The organism is Thermochromatium tepidum ATCC 43061 (assembly GCF_009664085.1).
GTDB classification, from domain to species: Bacteria; Pseudomonadota; Gammaproteobacteria; order Chromatiales; family Chromatiaceae; genus Thermochromatium; species Thermochromatium tepidum.
Window position 1 is genome coordinate 883,543 of the sequence record NZ_CP039268.1, and the last position, 15,494, is coordinate 899,036.

At 63.2% G+C, this 15,494-nt stretch carries 17 protein-coding genes; 2 read left to right on the plus strand and 15 right to left on the minus strand.

From position 1 onward, the window contains the following. Positions 1–22: 22 nt before the first annotated feature. The 10 genes from arsB to hyfB form a co-directional block, all read right to left on the minus strand. Positions 23–1,114: an ACR3 family arsenite efflux transporter gene (gene arsB / locus E6P07_RS04080; protein ID WP_153974437.1), complete on the minus strand. Its 1,092-nt coding sequence runs from the start codon at positions 1,112–1,114 to the stop codon at positions 23–25. Continuing rightward, complete coding sequence (locus tag E6P07_RS04085; RefSeq protein ID WP_153974438.1) at positions 1,111–1,365, minus strand: GDCCVxC domain-containing (seleno)protein; 255 nt, start codon at positions 1,363–1,365, stop codon at positions 1,111–1,113. Before E6P07_RS04085 ends, arsB begins: the two co-directional genes overlap by 4 nt. Before the next feature lie 3 nt (positions 1,366–1,368). Next, a complete protein-coding gene (locus E6P07_RS04090) occupies positions 1,369–1,785 on the minus strand; it encodes an arsenate reductase ArsC (protein WP_153974439.1) in 417 nt (138 codons plus the stop codon). A gap of 105 nt (positions 1,786–1,890) precedes the next feature. After that, positions 1,891–2,133 (minus strand): thioredoxin family protein, encoded by a 243-nt coding sequence (locus tag E6P07_RS04095; protein ID WP_153974440.1) that lies wholly within the window; start codon positions 2,131–2,133, stop codon positions 1,891–1,893. Positions 2,134–2,146: 13 nt separating this feature from the next. Beyond that, positions 2,147–3,193, minus strand: coding sequence for a permease (locus E6P07_RS04100; protein WP_153974441.1), 1,047 nt, complete (start codon positions 3,191–3,193; stop codon positions 2,147–2,149). 140 nt (positions 3,194–3,333) lie between these two features. After that, complete coding sequence (locus E6P07_RS04105; protein WP_153974442.1) at positions 3,334–4,947, minus strand: hydrogenase large subunit; 1,614 nt, start codon at positions 4,945–4,947, stop codon at positions 3,334–3,336. Beyond that, the gene (locus tag E6P07_RS04110; RefSeq protein ID WP_153974443.1) at positions 4,944–6,416 is read right to left on the minus strand and encodes a hydrogenase 4 subunit F; all 1,473 of its coding nucleotides are present in this window, start codon (positions 6,414–6,416) and stop codon (positions 4,944–4,946) included. Before E6P07_RS04110 ends, E6P07_RS04105 begins: the two co-directional genes overlap by 4 nt. A 1-nt stretch (position 6,417) precedes the next feature. Continuing rightward, on the minus strand, positions 6,418–7,134 hold the full coding sequence (locus E6P07_RS04115) for a formate hydrogenlyase (protein ID WP_153974444.1): 717 nt from the start codon (positions 7,132–7,134) through the stop codon (positions 6,418–6,420). Continuing rightward, on the minus strand, positions 7,134–8,078 hold the full coding sequence (locus E6P07_RS04120; RefSeq protein WP_153974445.1) for a respiratory chain complex I subunit 1 family protein: 945 nt from the start codon (positions 8,076–8,078) through the stop codon (positions 7,134–7,136). Before E6P07_RS04120 ends, E6P07_RS04115 begins: the two co-directional genes overlap by 1 nt. Then, positions 8,075–10,102 carry a hydrogenase 4 subunit B gene (hyfB, locus tag E6P07_RS04125; RefSeq protein ID WP_246172923.1) on the minus strand — a complete coding sequence of 676 codons (2,028 nt, stop codon included), beginning with the start codon at positions 10,100–10,102 and terminating at the stop codon, positions 8,075–8,077. Before hyfB ends, E6P07_RS04120 begins: the two co-directional genes overlap by 4 nt. 471 nt (positions 10,103–10,573) lie before the next feature. Between hyfB and E6P07_RS04130 the strand changes: the two genes are divergently transcribed. Next, on the plus strand, positions 10,574–10,783 hold the full coding sequence (locus E6P07_RS04130; protein ID WP_153974447.1) for a CopG family transcriptional regulator: 210 nt from the start codon (positions 10,574–10,576) through the stop codon (positions 10,781–10,783). A 54-nt stretch (positions 10,784–10,837) separates the two neighbouring features. Then, positions 10,838–11,365, plus strand: coding sequence for an NADH-quinone oxidoreductase subunit B family protein (locus E6P07_RS04135; RefSeq protein WP_153974448.1), 528 nt, complete (start codon positions 10,838–10,840; stop codon positions 11,363–11,365). Between the two features lie 38 nt (positions 11,366–11,403). Here E6P07_RS04135 and E6P07_RS04140 read toward each other — a convergent pair whose 3' ends face one another. The 5 genes from E6P07_RS04140 to modA form a co-directional block, all read right to left on the minus strand. After that, positions 11,404–11,898 (minus strand): arsenate reductase ArsC, encoded by a 495-nt coding sequence (locus tag E6P07_RS04140; RefSeq protein ID WP_153974449.1) that lies wholly within the window; start codon positions 11,896–11,898, stop codon positions 11,404–11,406. A gap of 195 nt (positions 11,899–12,093) precedes the next feature. Next, the gene (gene modC / locus E6P07_RS04145; protein WP_153974450.1) at positions 12,094–13,173 is read right to left on the minus strand and encodes a molybdenum ABC transporter ATP-binding protein; all 1,080 of its coding nucleotides are present in this window, start codon (positions 13,171–13,173) and stop codon (positions 12,094–12,096) included. 1 nt (position 13,174) lies between these two features. Continuing rightward, positions 13,175–13,855, minus strand: coding sequence for a molybdate ABC transporter permease subunit (modB, locus tag E6P07_RS04150; protein ID WP_153974451.1), 681 nt, complete (start codon positions 13,853–13,855; stop codon positions 13,175–13,177). A 13-nt stretch (positions 13,856–13,868) separates the two neighbouring features. Continuing rightward, complete coding sequence (locus tag E6P07_RS04155; RefSeq protein ID WP_153974452.1) at positions 13,869–14,681, minus strand: sulfite exporter TauE/SafE family protein; 813 nt, start codon at positions 14,679–14,681, stop codon at positions 13,869–13,871. Between the two features lie 2 nt (positions 14,682–14,683). Further along, the gene (modA, locus tag E6P07_RS04160) at positions 14,684–15,454 is read right to left on the minus strand and encodes a molybdate ABC transporter substrate-binding protein (protein ID WP_153974453.1); all 771 of its coding nucleotides are present in this window, start codon (positions 15,452–15,454) and stop codon (positions 14,684–14,686) included. Positions 15,455–15,494: the final 40 nt, after the last annotated feature.

The window sequence follows — 15,494 nt, forward strand, 5'->3', positions numbered from 1 at the left end:
GGCTCGAAGCGCGCGAGCGTTTTTAAGTGCGTCTTTGCTCCACGGGGATGCCCTTCTCATACCAACCGCGGCTGGCATTGACCATCCGCACCACCAGGAGCATCACCGGTACCTCGATCAGCACCCCGACCACGGTAGCGAGCGCGGCCCCAGACTGGAACCCAAAGAGCACAATGGCCGTGGCCACCGCCAGCTCGAAGAAGTTCGAGGCCCCGATCAGCGCCGAGGGGCAGGCGACGCTGTGTTTTTCACCGACCAGACGATTGAGCCAGTAGGCCAGGGCGGCGTTGAAGAACACCTGGATCAGGATCGGCACCGCCAGCAGGGCGATGACCAGCGGCTGGGTGAGGATCTGCTCGCCCTGGAAGGCAAACAACAGTACCAGTGTCAGGAGCAGCGCGACGATCGAGACGTGGCCCAGGGTGTCGAGCGCAGTGTCGAAGCGTTCCTGACCCTGGGCCAGCAGGATCTTGCGTAAGACCTGGGCGATGATGACCGGGATGACGATATAGAGCAGCACCGAGATCAAGAGCGTCTCCCAGGGGACGCTGATCGACGACAGACCCAGCAGCAGCCCCACGATCGGCGCGAAGGCAAAGATCATGATGGTGTCGTTGAGTGCCACCTGCGACAGGGTGAAATAGGGATCGCCCCCGGTCAGTCGGCTCCAGACAAAGACCATCGCGGTGCAGGGCGCGGCGGCCAGCAGGATCAGCCCGGCGACATAGGAATCGAGCTGCTCGGACGGCAACCAGTCGGCGAAGAATCCACGGATGAACAGCCAGGCCAAGAGCGCCATCGAGAACGGCTTGACCGCCCAGTTGACGAACAGGGTGACGCCGATGCCCTTCCAGTGATCGCGCACCTGATGCAGTGCACCGAAGTCGATCTTGATCAGCATCGGGATGATCATGATCCAGATGAGCACGCCCACCGGCAGATTGACCCGGGCCACTTCCAGTTCACCGAGGAACTGGAAGGGGGCGGGCAGGAGCTGGCCGAGCGCGATCCCGACGACGATACAGAGTGCAACCCACAGGCTCAGCCAGCGCTCGAAGACGCTCATGGCGGCGCCGGCGGCCTGTTTGGCGGTGACTTCACATTGCGCACTCATAGATGTTGACCTGTGAATGAAACTGAGGGGCCATGACAACAGGCGGCTTGTCGGCCGTTGATCTGGATGGGTGGACAGGGTACGTCGCCATAAGAGCAGAAGACGCAGCAGTCACCCGGTTTGGGGCGCAGTAGGGTGCTGCAGCCCAGACACTCGTAGTACCACTGACAGGCATCCGTGGGCATGATCTCCTCGCGCCGATGTCCGCAGTGGGGGCAGGTCAGGGTCGAGGTCAGGATCGGTTCCGGCATCACTCAGATCTCCAGGGCTTCACGGACGGCTGGGATCAGGCGTGCGCGGATGTCGTCGCGCACTGCGATGAAGGATTCTAGCGGTTCGCCGTGCGGGTCATGGAAGGACAGATGGACCTGCTTGACCGGACGCGGGAAGACCGGACAGCTTTCCCTGGCGTTGTCGCAGACGGTTGCCACTAGATCGATGGGTTCATCGAGCACCGCGTCGATATCCTTGGGATACAGGCCATCGGTCGGCAGGCCGAGGTCTTGTAGTGCCGCGATGGCGCCCTCGGCCACCCTGGGCTGAGGGTGGGTACCCGCCGACAGGGCGCGCACCTGATCCGCCAGATCATGGTTGAGCAGGACTTCGGCCATCTGCGAGCGACAGGAATTGCCGGTGCAGAGGACCAGCACGGTTTTTTTGGGTGGGGCCATGAATCAGTCCTCGTGGCATAGAGTCGGATCAAGACGGGCTGGACGCTGGGCGAGGAATCTACGAGTAGAGGCCATCCGCCAGACCTCGCCTGGCACGAACCCGGATCAGGCCGAGGGTGCGAACCAGCCCTCGACCGTTTTGCGATCCGGCACCCCGCCTGAATGCACCACGACCTCGTCGATCACCACGCCGGGCGTGGCCATGATGGGGTAGCGCATGATGTCCTGGATCTGGTCGACCTTCTCTAGCCTGATCTCGACCCCCTGGGCGCGGGCGACCTCTTCGACCAGGTTCAGGGTGGCCTGACAGTTGCGGCAGCCGGTGCCGAGGATCTTGACGTGTTTCATGCGCTTGACTCCGTTAGAGAACGAGATTGAAGACATAACCGACCAACAGGATGCCGGACGCAACCGCGGCGATGAAGGTCGCGATCAGCGGCCATTTGAGCACCTTGCGCAGGATCAGCATCTCGGGGGCCGAGAGTGCGATGACGCTCATCATGAAGGCGAGCGTGGTGCCGAGTGCCGCGCCCTTGCCGATCAGCGCCTCGACGATGGGGATGATGCCGGCGGCATTGGTGTACATGGGCACCCCCAGCACCACCGCCGCCGGGACCGCCCACCAGACCTCGCGTCCCATGAAGGCGGCCATGAAGTCCTCGGGCACATAGCCGTGGATCGCCGCACCGAGTCCGATCCCGAGGAGCACATAGGGCCAGACCCGCCCGACGATCTCGCGCACATGCCGGAGTCCGGCGTGCAGGCGTTCCGTCCAGCATTGATCAGAGCCGGATGCCGCCGTCGCCTCGCCCAGATGGATGGCACGCACCCAGTCCTCCAGATGGCGTTCCATCTTCAGTTCGCCGATGACGAGTCCAGCGACGATGGCCACTGCAAGTCCAAGCCCTAGATAGAGGAGCGCCACCTTCCAGCCGAACAACCCCAGTAGCAGTGCCAATGCCACCTCGTTGACCATGGGCGCGGCGATCAGGAAGGAGAAGGTCACCCCCAGCGGCACCCCGGCCGAGAGGAAACCGATAAACAATGGCACCGCCGAGCAAGAGCAGAAGGGCGTGACGATGCCGAGGCTCGCCGCCAGGGCATTCCCGAGCCCCAATCGCCGACCGGCCAGCAGCGCCCGGGTGCGTTCTGGGGCGAAGAAGGTCTGGATCACGCCCATCACAAAGACGATGCCGGTGAGCAGAAGCAACACCTTGGGCGTGTCGTAGAGGAAGAAATGTATCGCCTCGCCGAGCTGGGTGGCGCGGGTGAGGCCGAGCGCGCCGATCGCCAGATCGGCGATCTCGGTGAGATGGCTGTAGGCCAGCCCCCAGAACACGGCGGCGATGGGCAGGCCGACAAGCCAGGGGGCGAGGCGTTGAGGATCAGTCGTGGCCGTTGGGTTCATCGTGTCTATTAATGTAGTCCGAGCAACGCTGAAGACGAGTGAATCTGAATAAGGATGCATCAGGCTCGTTCGGTCCTGCGGGTCGCTCACGTAACCTCAGCCTGGGTGCGCTGTTGGAATCCAGGCCCTGCCGTGTTCGGCTATAGATCCTGACCGGCATAGGAGCCGTTGACCGATTTGTTGCAGACCGGGAAGTCGGGGACGATATTGCCCAGGATCAGCCGTTCGAGCGCCGGCCAGGTGAACCAGCTCGGATCACGAGGGAAATAACGGGCGATCCGTCCGGATTCGTCGAAGCGGACGTAGCTCAGGATCTCGCCGCGCCAGCCCTCGATCAGGCCCAGCCCGGCTGCACCTGACTTGGGTGCAGGGAGCGGCGCCTGGATCGCGCCGTCCGGCAAGGCGTCGAGCAGGCGGTCGAGCATCCACAGAGTGCTGCGCACCTCCTCGATCCGCACCCGCAGCCGGGCGGCTACGTCGCCCTCGGTCTGGACCGGCACCTCGACCCGCAGCTGATCATAGGGTGGGTAGGGGGCGTGGTGCCGGACATCGAAGGCCAGACCGCTGGCCTTGCCGACATAGCCAGTGCAGCCGAGTTCGCGGGCGTCGGCTTCGGACAGGATGCCGGTCGTGAGCAGCCGATCTTCGAGCGAGGGCAGATCCTCGAGGATGTCGAAGATGGGTTCGATGGACTGCCGGAATGCGGCGTGATCGAGCCGCAGGTGATGGAAGCCTTCAGGCGACAGGTCAGCGGCGACCCCGCCGGGGATGACCACATCCATCAGCAGCCGATGCCCAAACAGCTCCGATGAGCGCCGCTGCCACTGTTCGCGCAACCGGGCGCACTGGACATGGGCGAAGGCGAAGCCGACGTCGTTGCAGATGGCGCCGATGTCGCCGAGGTGATTGGCGATGCGCTCGCGCTCGGCTAGGAGCGCCCGCAGGGTCAGGGCCCGCGGCGGCACCTCACATCCAGTGGCGCGTTCCATGGCCTGACAGGCCGCCCAGGCATGGGCGACCGCCGTATCGCCCGAGACCCGCCCGGCAAGCCGCGCTAGGGCCGCCGGATCGCGTCCGACAGCGAGCTTTTCGACCCCGCGATGGACATAGCCCAACCGTTCCTCCAGGCGCAAGACCTCCTCGCCCATAACTTGGAACCGAAAGTGTCCCGGCTCAATGATCCCGGCATGGACTGGACCGACCGGGATCTCGTGGACACCATGGCCTAGGATGGGGATGAAGGGATATTCGGCATCGGACGGGGTGCGCCCGCGATGCTCGCCGCTCAGGGGGAAATCGGCGCGCAGCGGGAAGCGATCCTCTGGCCAGGCCTGATGACGCGTCCAGCGCCGTCTATCGGGCTGGTCGGTCCAGAGGATCCCGGTCAGGTCATGGGCATGACGCTCCAGGCGACTAATCCCTGGGAAGTGGTGTGCCTGGGAGGCCAGATGCGGCCGACTCAGTGGAACCTCGGTCTCCAGGATCAGATAGGTGCCACCGTGCTCCAGACAGGCCAGCACGCGCAGACGCGGTTCGCCCTCCGATCTGGCCACATCGGCTGGGGTGTCAAGCGGATCGACCCAGACCCCAGCGTGACGTACCCCGAGCTCAGCGGCGAGCTGAGCCGCCGTCCCCCAGGCGTCTGGCGCGAGGAGCAGATGCCGGGCGGGTGCGAGCGGCTCACCCTGGTGGGCAGCGGCCCCAGATTCGGCGAGCCGCTCGATCAAGCGGGATGACCAGTCAAATGTGCTCATAGAACACCTCGGCCCGCGATCAAGGCCGTCGCCCGATCCAGCCAGGCGACGAGAGCCCCTGGGATGGACAACCCTAGCCACAACACCAGCCCAAGATGCAAGAACACAGGTAGCATGTTCGCCGCGACGGGTCTCTGACCCTCGGGGGCCGTACCATAGACCATCGGGTGTAGATGCCGAAACAGACCGGCGAAGGCGATCGCCAGACCGCTCAACAGGAGCAGGGTAAACCAGGGATAGGTCTGCATGGTTGCGGTCAGGAGCAAAAATTCACTGGTGAAGACCCCAAAGGGCGGAAAGCCAGCGATGGCGACCACCCCGAACAGCAGCCCCCAGCCAATCGCCGGCTGGGTGCGGATCAGTCCGCGGATGCGGTCGATCGACTGGGTGCCAGCCAGATGGGTGGCATGCCCGACGGTGACGAAGATCGCCGATTTGGTGAGCGAATGGACCAACATGTGGAGTAGTGCACCGAAGGTCGCCAGAGGACCTCCGACCCCGAAGGCAAAGGTCATGAGCCCCATGTGCTCGATCGAGGAATAGCTGAACAGCCGTTTGATGTCGCGCTGGCGATGCAGAAAGAGCCCAGCGACGACGAACGAGACTATCCCGAACCCCATCAGGAGTGCCCCGGCCAAATGCGAGGTCTGGGTCGCCGCCAGCGAGCCGTCGACCAGCATCTTGAGCCGCACCACCGCATAGAGCGCGACATTGAGCAACAGACCCGAGAGGACCGCTGACATCGGGGTCGGACCCTCGGAATGGGCGTCCGGCAGCCACTGATGCATGGGCACTAGACCGACCTTGGTGCCATAGCCGACCAACAGGAACACGAAGGCGATCCGCATCACCGTGGGATCAAGGGCGCCGGCATGGGCATGGAGTACGCTCCAGGACAGGCCGGATTCTGTGTCCTCGAGGACCAAATAGGCAGCAAAATAGGTCAGAACTGTGCCGAACAGTGCGAGCGCGATCCCGACGCCGCACAGGATGAAATATTTCCAGGCGGCCTCGACCGCCTCCGGGGTGCGATAGAGCGAGACTAAGAGCACGGTCGCAAGCGTCGCACCCTCAACCGCTACCCAGAGGATGCCGAGATTGTCTGTGGTTAGGGCCACCAACATGGTCAGCATGAAGGACTGGTAGAGGCCGTGATAGAGCCTCAGGTTGAGCGCGCTGATGCGCCCGCTCGCCTGGACATGTTGCATATAGGGGCCTGAGAAGATGGCCGTAGTCAGTCCCACGAAGGCCGTGAGCACGATCAGATAAACGTTGAAGGCATCGACCCGAAAGCCCAGACCAGCCACGACCTCGACCCGCGCGACCATCCAGGCCAGCCATAGCGCACCGATCAGGGTCAGGCCAGAGATGGCCAAGTTGAGCCGTCCAGACAGATCGAGCGCGCGCACCCAGAAAAGCGCGAATCCACCGATCAGGGGGGGTAAGAGTGTGAGCAGCAAGGGCATCATCTCAGTGACCAACCATCCAAGAATCTGCGGCTGCCTCATCCACCGGACCCGCCTCGGTCAGGCGATTGAGTCGATCCACATCGAGCGAATCGATGCTCTCGCGGATTTGAAAGAAAAAGACCCCGAATAACACCATGGCCACCAGAACATCGAAGGCAATTCCGAGCTCGACCACCAGCGGCATGCCGGCGGTTGCCGAGACTGCGGCCAAAAACAGCCCATTCTCCATCGCCATAAAGCCCAGCACCTGGGCCACCGCCTGCTGGCGGAAGACCATCATCAGGAGCCCAATCAAGACCAGGGCGAGGCTCACGGCGATGATGTTGCGGGTAAAGGTCAGCCCCTGCTCGACCATGGGCAGCACCAGCCAGTAGCTAAAGATCACCAGACCCACGCCCAGCATGGCCACGAGCGCCGGATACCGAAGACGCTCGGTCTCCCGTTCCAGACCGAGACGCCGCACCAGACGATGCAGCATCCACGGGATTAGAAGTGCCTTGAGGACGAGGGTCAGGATGGCTGAGAAATAGAGGTGCCTAGCCTGACCGCTTAGGGCCACAGTCAGGGTCACCGCCGCCACAAGCGCGCCCTGCCAGGCGAAGACATGGATCGCGGCGACCAGCCGGGTCTGGGCCAAGAGCACGAAAGAGAGAAACAGTGCCAAGGCTGCCAGCAAAACGACGAACTGTTGCAACAGCGGCAACGCCAGAAGATTCATCAACCGACCTCCAGGATCACATGACTCATGAGCCCTAACAATCCCAGGAGCAGGGCGAGGTTTAGGAAGTTCGGCACCCGGAACAGACGCATCTTGGCCATCAGGGTCTCGCTGACCGCCAAGGCTGCACCTAGCAGCGTAAGCTTGGCGAGCACAGCGATCAGGCCCAACATGAGCGCCCTCGGCGTGAACTCGGTCGCAATGCCCCAGGGCAGGAAGACGTTGACGATCAGCACCCCGTAGAGCAATAGCTTGATCCAGGCCGCCCACTCCATGAGTGCCAGATGGCGTCCGGTGTATTCGAGCAGCATGGCCTCGTGGACCATGGTCAGCTCGAGGTGGGTTGCTGGGTTGTCGACGGGGATACGTCCGCACTCGGCCAGAGCCACCAGCACGAGCGCGCCGAAGGCAAACAGATAGGACGGACGCAGCAGGAAGCCGTCGGTCAGATGATGGTCCATCACGCCGACCAGACTGGTGCTGTGCGCGGTCATGGCGAGCGTAAAGACCACCATCAGAAGCGCCGGCTCGGCTAGCGCCGAGATCAGCATCTCGCGCGAGGCGCCCATGCCGCCGAAGGCCGTGCCCACGTCCATCCCAGCCAGGGCAAGGAAGAAACGTCCCAGGGCCAACAGACCGACCAACACGATGAGATCGGCGATATTGGCCGTCGGCAGATCAAGCGCGATCAGAGGTACGGTGGCACACGCCAGCCAGGTGGCGACAAAGACGATGTAGGGCGCGACCCGAAACAGCGGCGAGGCTGAGTGCGCCACCCGCGTCTCCTTGACCATCAGCTTGTGCAGATCGACATAGGGCTGGAGCAGTGGGGCGCCGCGCCGGTTCTGGAGCTGCGCCTTGACCTTACGTACCCAGCCGACCAAGAGTGGGGCCAGTGCGACACAGATCAGGGCCTGTAGCAGGGCGATGAACCAGGCAGTCATGCGATGATCCAGAGTAGGACGAACAGGGTTGCCAGCGTCCAGCCGAGATAGATCCGGACGTTTCCCGATTGCAGCCGGGCGACCTGTTGCGAGGAGGCATCAACCGCGCGCGCCATCGGCAGATAGAGCCAGCCCCAGGCGCGATCGGCGACCCTGAGCCGATAGCGCGTGATGCCATCTGCGCTCTGTTCCAGAGCTTCGTCGATCACAAACAGCAGGGCGAAGACGCGCCGGATCGGCTGGGCGAATGAGGCGGCACTGGACTGCATCCGTGGCGTTGGAGGGGTGAATCCGCAATCCCAGGGATCGCAGCGCCGCACCCGCCAGGAGGCGTGACGTTTGAACCACCAGATGGCCGCGCCCGCAATCAGGGCTAGGAGCAGTATGGTCAGGGGGGCGCTGTAGCTCGCGGTCTCAGCGGAGATCGGTGTCAGCCATAGCCAACCGCTTGCGTCCGCCTGCGGCACACCCGTGCCCAGTAGTTGGGCGGCCACCGAATCGAGCAGGCTGAGGATCTGGGTTGGCAGCATACCGAACAGCACGCACAGCACCGCCAGCACGCCCTGACCGGCCCACATCCCCTTGGGTGAGGGTCGGGCGCGGCGCACATGACGCGAACGCGCTTGCCCCAAAAAGGCAATGCCATAGACCTTGACGAAGGTCGCTGCGACCAGCGCGCCAGTGAGCGCCAACACTGCCGAGGCGATCGGCACCAGGCTGCGCAGTACCCCGCTCTCCAGATTCCAGGCCTGCAGCGCCGACTGGAAGATCAACCATTCGGAGACGAAACCATTGAATGGGGGTAGGGCCGAGATCGACAGACAGCCGATCAGGAAGAACGAACCTGTCCAGGGCATACGCCGCAACAGACCGCCCATCTGTTCTAGGTCGCGTTCGTGGGTGCTGTGCAGGATGGCACCCGCGCCCAGGAACAGCAGCGACTTGAACAGCGCGTGGTTGAGCGCGTGATAGAGTGCGGCGACCAGGGCCAAGGCGGCCAGATTGGGGTGACCGGTGGATGCAAACAGCAGCGTGAGCCCCAGCGCAATGAAGACGATACCCAGATTCTCGATCGACGAATAGGCCAACAGCCTTTTGAGGTCGGTCTGGATCAGGGCAAATAGCACTCCGACTAGGGCTGAGAGGCTCCCAACCGTGATCAGGATCACGCCCCAGGACCAATGCAGCTCGCCATTGAGGTCCAACACCAGGCGGATGAAGCCATAGACCGCGACCTTGAGCATGACACCCGACATCAGCGCCGAGATATGCGAGGGCGCAACCGGATGCGCCTCAGGCAGCCAGGCATGGAATGGAACCAGGCCGGCCTTCAGTCCAAAGCCGAGGAAGGTCAAGCCGAATGCGACGCCCGCCCATAGCGGCGTGAGCTGTGCCGTCCGCATGGCGTCGAAATCGAAACCGCCTCCGAAGGCGGCCAAGACACCAAAGCCGAGCAGGATCGCCAACCCGCCGAAATGGGCCATGAGCAGATAGAGGAAGGCGGCGCGCCGATTGGCGGCATGCTCGTGCTGGAAGGCGACCAGGAAATAAGAGGACAGGGACATCAACTCCCAGGCCACCATGAACAAGAAGGCATCGTCGGCCAACACCACGAGCAGCATCCCAACCACGAACAGTCCGCTGAAACCGCCGAGCGCGGCGAGTGACTCGCGCCCGTTTTCGAAGTGGCGCACATAGTCAAGCCCATAGAGGCTAACCGCACCAGTCACCAACCCGATGAGGACGAGGAAGACGCCCGCGAGCGGATCGAGCCGCACCTGCCAGTGCAGCCAGGGCAGGCCGAACGGCAAGACGGCGCTCGCCTCCGTCCCGCCGATCAGGGTCCAGAGACCGGCGAGGAGCGCGACCACGCCCGCGAGTCCGAGCAATGGGATGGCGACCAACCGCAGCAGGTGCGGTTGGCGACTTGCGAGCAGAGAGGTGCCGATCGAGGCGAAGGCCAAGAGCACCGCGAGGGATGCCAGAGCGAGGGAAGCGCCGACCGAGGCGAAGGCCAAGATCACCGCGAGGGATGCCAGGGCGAGGGATACATGGAAGACCCTGGATCGAGGCTCGATAAGGGTTTGAACAGTTTCTTTGATACGCGCTCGTTCCTGCGTGTTCATATAGATAATTGCCCTGCCGTCTCGAATGTTTTTGCCTACTCGACAGGTGATGTCACTCCTGTTCCCGATGGGCGAGATAGCTCAAAGGGTACGGCGAGTTTCGCGCGCCCGCCGGCGAGTGAGCCTGATCGAGTCAGTCTGACGGAACGGTCTAGGGATCGTACAATCTGCTTGGATTCGTGAACTAGAACAAACTCTTAAGGCGACCACAGAGACGACCGAGCGCAATCGATCATGATGGATCCAAAACGCAGACCACGCCGTATCGCGAGGTCTTTTTGCCATGGTTGTATGGCACGATTCTATATGATAATCCTATGATAATTCAATTCACATCGGATGATAATCCGCTGTATCAGAAGGTGTATGATGGAACATCGAACGGCGCGCCTGACCGTCCTCATCGATCCACGAAAAAAGCAGCTATTCGAGGCGATCTGTGCCGAACAAGACCTAAACCCCTCCCAGGTCATCCGTAAACTGATACGCCAATACATCCTTGATCACAGTGGATCGCGCGACCTGCCGGACTGGCTGACTGGGGGGGCTGCCAAGACCGAGGACAAGCCTCCTTCCTGACCTGTCTTTCCGAGTCAAGTCAGGGTTTCGGATCAGACACGCGGAGAAGACGATATGCTACGCATCCTTCGGCACTCCCAGCGCATTGGGATCATCACCGAACCTGGGCCGGTGCACAGCGAGGCCGAATTGAAACGGCTGGGGGTCGAGCTACGCAGACTGATCGACGCGCGTTTCGGGCGCAGCCTCGCCATTCGTCAGGTGGATGCCGGGTCCTGCAACGCCTGTGAGCTGGAGATCCACGCGCTCAACAACCCCTATTACGACCTCGAGCGGTTCGGCGTGCACTTCGTCGCCTCGCCACGTCACGCCGATGCCTTGCTGGTGACAGGCCCGGTCTCACGCCACATGGAGGCGGCGCTGCGTCGCACCTGGCGTGCGACCCCCGCGCCAAAGTTCGTCATCGCCCTGGGTAACTGCGCCTGCAGCGGCGGTGAGTTCGGTGTCACCTACGCGAGTTGCGGCGCGGTGGAGACGGTCATCCCGGTCGATGTCAAGATCCCAGGCTGCCCACCTGCGCCCCTGGATGTGCTGCGGGGTCTGCTGGCCGCCCTGACGGCATCATCACGTCAGGACGGATGAGATGGCCGCGGCCATCGGATGGATGGGGATGGGATGTTTCAGGTCTTACCGATGCGGTTGAGCTCATGCTGGAGCCTTAATCTGTCGAGCGAGGCGAAGGGCAGTGAGACAAAGATCTTGATACGGTTCTCGATCTCGCGAAAGGCCGTGCGAAAGGCATTGAGCCGCGTCAGCTCGTCGCCCTCCACGGCGGCTGGATCCGCGGTGCCCCAATGGGCGATCATCGGTTGGCCGGGCCAGACCGGGCACGTCTCGCCCTTGGCCTTGTCGCAGACAGTGATGACGAAATCCATCTGAGGCGCATCCGGCTTGGCGAACTCCGCCCAATCCTTGCTGCGCAGTCCGTCGGTCAAATAGTTGTTGCGTCGCAGCAGCTCCAGCGTCAGGGGATGCACCTCGCCCCTGGGGTGGCTTCCGGCGCTGAAGCCGCGAAAACGCCCCGCGCCCCAGCGTTCAATGATGCGTTCGGCGAAGATGCTGCGGGCGGAATTTCCAGTACAAAGAAAGAGCACATTGAAGACTTTATCGGTCATGGGGTTGATCCTGAGCGGCAAATCCTGCTGTGATGCAGGGCCTCAAGTGGAAAAATAGACAAGCGCCTCGAATTTTTACCCCAATATCTTTGACGACCCATACCAAAGACAAGTGAAGTTTTTGTGACGACAGGGCCGGTCAGGTTGGTTGCTACGACAAATCAAGGATCTTGGTGTGCGTGGCGTACTTGGCTGTCAATCCATCAAAGCGACCGTCTTGACCTGTGCATAGACCTGCTGTCCCTCGTATAGCCGTAGGCGGTCGCGCGACTGGCGGGTGATACGCGCCAGAAACGGTGCCTTCTCATTCGCCCCGGGACAAAGCTTGACCAGCACCTGTCCCTGATCGATCTCGCGCAGCTCCAGGATCACTGCCGGCAGGATGTTGAGGATGCTAGAGGTTCGGGGTTCGTCCAGGGCCAGGCTGACATCGCGTGCATGGATGCGCACCCGTACCCGCTCATGGATGTCGCAATCGAGCCGCGCCACGCTCAGCCGCCCACCTGGGATCTCCAGCTGCGTCAGGGCATAGTCGTCGTCATGACTCAAGACCACGCCCTCGATGAGGGCGCTCGCCTCCGGGGCCTGGGCGAGCGCCAGATCGAGCTGGCTGAAGATCTCGTTCACCGGCCCTTGGGCGCGCACGCGCCCCTGTTCCATCACCACCACGGTATCGGCCAGCCGCGCCACCTCGTCGGGCGAGTGGCTCACATAGAGCATCGGAATCTCGAGCTGATCGTGCAGACGCTCCAGATAGGGCAGGATCTCCTGCTTGCGCTTGAGATCGAGCGCGGCGAGCGGCTCGTCCATCAACAGCAGACGCGGATGGAGCGCGAGGGCACGCGCGATGGCGACGCGCTGGCGCTCTCCCCCGGAGAGCTGGTGCGGACGGCGGTCGAGCAGATGACTGATGCCGAGCAGTTCGACCGCCTGGGCCAGCGCCTCCTGGCCCATGACGTCGCCCGCACGCTTCATCCCATAGGCCAGATTGCCCCGCGCGGAGAGATGCGGGAAGAGACTGGCCTCCTGGAAGACATAGCCGAGCGGGCGCTGATGCGTGGGCACAAAGGTCTCGCCATCCTGCCAGACCTCGCCGTTCACGCTCAGATGGCCGGCACGCGCCCGCTGCAGACCGGCGATCAGACGCAACAGCGTGGTCTTGCCCGAACCGGAATGACCGAAGAGAGCGGTAACCCCACGTCCCGGCAGGTCGAGATCCACATCGAGCGAAAAATCCGGATAGTCGAGATGGAAACGGGCGTGGATGCGGCTCATGTTAGGACCACTTCTTGGTATTGGGCCGCCAGGCATAGAGCACCAGCAGCACCAGGAAGGAGAAGATCAGCATCACCGCCGAGAGCCGATGGGCGGCGGCATACTCCAGCGCCTCGACATGATCATAGATCTGGACCGAGGCGACCCGGGTCTCGCCCGGCAGATTGCCGCCGATCATCAGCACGACGCCGAACTCACCCACCGTGTGGGCGAAGGTGAGAATCGCGGCGGTCAGAAAACCCGGCAGGGCCAGCGGCACCACCACGGTGAAGAAGGTATCCAGGGGCGAGGCCCGCAGGGTCGCGGCGACCTCGAGCGGACGCTCGCCGATCGACTCAAAGGCATTCTGCAACGGCTGCACCATAAACGGCAGCGAGTAAAACACCGAGGCCACCACCAGACCCCAGAAGGTAAAGGGCAGGAGCCCTACACCCAGCGCCTGAGTCAGTTGCCCGACCGGCCCATGCGGCCCCATCGCCAGCAACAGATAAAAGCCCAGCACCGACGGCGGCAGCACCAACGGCAGGGCGACCAGGGCGCCGATGGGGCCTTTCAGCCAATGCCGGGTGCGCGCCAGCCACCAGGCGATGGGCGTGCCCACCACCAGCAGGATCAAGGTCACGATGCCGGCCAGGCGGACGGTGAGCCCGATGGCCTGCAGATCGCTGTCGGTCAACACCATAGCGTTCCTCGATTCAATGGCTGTGTTGAAAGGTCTTAATGGCCGAGATCAGGAGGATCACCCCGAGCAGGGTCGTTAGCCACTGGGTCGGTACCCAGCCCAGCATCAGCCCGCCCAGGACGGCACCGAGGATGGAACCCGCCGCCATGGCACCGAATAGGGGTCGCTCGCGCCCCAGCACGGTAAAGGCGTCTGACTGGGTGTAGCGGGTGAAGCCGGCGATCATGGTCGGCAGACTGACCGCCAGCGAGAGACTGCCGGCCAGCTTGATGTCCAGCCCGTAGAGCAGCACGATGGTCGGGATGAGCAGCTCACCGCCCGCCACCCCCAGCAGGGCGGCGACCATCCCGATGCCGAATCCGGCGAGCAGACCCAGGCCGAGACGCAGCCAGCCCTCCGCGATCAGCGCCGCCGCGGCGTCGCCAAGACCCAGCCAGGCTTCGGACAACAGCAACAGCGCCAGCCCGACCAGTAGCACCATGACGACGCGATCAAGCCAACGCCGCGCCATCGTCATGGCGTGCCCGGCGGCCCACCAGGCACCGATCAGGCTCCCCGCCAGTAGATTGAGGACCACCCCGGCATGCTCTAGCATCTCTCCGACGGGAATGGTGCCGAGACGCGCGAACAGGGCCACAGCCACCACCACCAGGCTCATCGCCTTGTTGAAGATGATCGCCTCCAGGGTATCGAGCCTGAAGAGTCCCACCAGGACGGGCAGGCGGAACTCCGCCCCGCCCAAGCCGATGAGCCCGCCGAGTGTGCCGATGAGCCCGCCGGCCAGAAGGCCTTGACCGGCACGGGCTAGGTGACTGATCCCACTCATGCTCAGGGTTCCAGTGCTTCGCCGGGCAGGACGAAGCCATAGTGGGTCATGATCCGGCGCGCCTCAGGGCTGTCCATATAGTCGGCGAACGACCTGGCCAGGGCATTGCCCGCCGCCCGCTCGGTGATGATGAAGCCTTGTTCCAATGGCTCATGCAGGTCGTCCGGGATCAACCAATAGCCACCCTGGCTGGCCAGTTCTGGGTTGAGCGCCAGGGACAGGGCGATGATACCCACCTGGGCGTTGCCGGTCTGCACGAACTGGGCGGTGTGGGCGATGTTCTCGCCATAGACCAGCTTGGGTTCGACCTGGTCCCAGATCTTGGCGGAGCGCAGCGCCTCTTCGGCGCGCTTGCCGTAGGGTGCGTGCTGGGGATTGGCGATCGCGATGCGGGTGATGGCCGGATCGGTCAGGCTCTGGAGCGTCATCCTGGTGGCATCCAGGCGAGTGCTCCAGAGCACAATGCGACCGAAGGCGTAGGGCCTGACGTCGGAGGCGGCGAGCCCCTCCTTCACCAGGGCACGGGGAAAGTCGATGTCGGCCGAGAAATAGAGATCATAGGGCGCGCCCTGCTGGATCTGGGTGTGGAACTTGCCAGACGAGCCGTAGATCACCGTGATCTCATCCGTCGGGTGGGTCTTCTTGAACGCGGTCACGATCTCGTCCATGGCGAATTTGAGATCCGCTGCCGCCGCGATGCTGATCTTTTCGGCGTGGGCGGACAGCGAGAGCAGCAATGTTGTGGCAAGCAGGAGTGTCTTGGTCAGGCGCATGGCAAATGTCCTCTGGAGTGGGCTGACAACCCGAGCGGTC

Bases quoted from the DNA above. Each gene is read 5' to 3' on its own strand.
- E6P07_RS04120 (WP_153974445.1), bottom strand. From the start codon at position 8,078: ATGACTGCCTGGTTCATCGCCCTGCTACAGGCCCTGATCTGTGTCGCA.
- E6P07_RS04085 (WP_153974438.1), bottom strand. From the start codon at position 1,365: ATGCCGGAACCGATCCTGACCTCGACCCTGACCTGCCCCCACTGCGGA.
- E6P07_RS04095 (WP_153974440.1), bottom strand. From the start codon at position 2,133: ATGAAACACGTCAAGATCCTCGGCACCGGCTGCCGCAACTGTCAGGCC.
- E6P07_RS04140 (WP_153974449.1), bottom strand. From the start codon at position 11,898: ATGACCGATAAAGTCTTCAATGTGCTCTTTCTTTGTACTGGAAATTCC.
- E6P07_RS04090 (WP_153974439.1), bottom strand. From the start codon at position 1,785: ATGGCCCCACCCAAAAAAACCGTGCTGGTCCTCTGCACCGGCAATTCC.
- modC (WP_153974450.1), bottom strand. From the start codon at position 13,173: ATGAGCCGCATCCACGCCCGTTTCCATCTCGACTATCCGGATTTTTCG.
- E6P07_RS04110 (WP_153974443.1), bottom strand. From the start codon at position 6,416: ATGATGCCCTTGCTGCTCACACTCTTACCCCCCCTGATCGGTGGATTC.
- E6P07_RS04130 (WP_153974447.1), top strand. From the start codon at position 10,574: ATGGAACATCGAACGGCGCGCCTGACCGTCCTCATCGATCCACGAAAA.
- E6P07_RS04115 (WP_153974444.1), bottom strand. From the start codon at position 7,134: ATGAATCTTCTGGCGTTGCCGCTGTTGCAACAGTTCGTCGTTTTGCTG.
- modA (WP_153974453.1), bottom strand. From the start codon at position 15,454: ATGCGCCTGACCAAGACACTCCTGCTTGCCACAACATTGCTGCTCTCG.
- modB (WP_153974451.1), bottom strand. From the start codon at position 13,855: ATGGTGTTGACCGACAGCGATCTGCAGGCCATCGGGCTCACCGTCCGC.
- E6P07_RS04135 (WP_153974448.1), top strand. From the start codon at position 10,838: ATGCTACGCATCCTTCGGCACTCCCAGCGCATTGGGATCATCACCGAA.
- E6P07_RS04100 (WP_153974441.1), bottom strand. From the start codon at position 3,193: ATGAACCCAACGGCCACGACTGATCCTCAACGCCTCGCCCCCTGGCTT.
- E6P07_RS04155 (WP_153974452.1), bottom strand. From the start codon at position 14,681: ATGAGTGGGATCAGTCACCTAGCCCGTGCCGGTCAAGGCCTTCTGGCC.
- E6P07_RS04105 (WP_153974442.1), bottom strand. From the start codon at position 4,947: ATGAGCACATTTGACTGGTCATCCCGCTTGATCGAGCGGCTCGCCGAA.
- arsB (WP_153974437.1), bottom strand. From the start codon at position 1,114: ATGAGTGCGCAATGTGAAGTCACCGCCAAACAGGCCGCCGGCGCCGCC.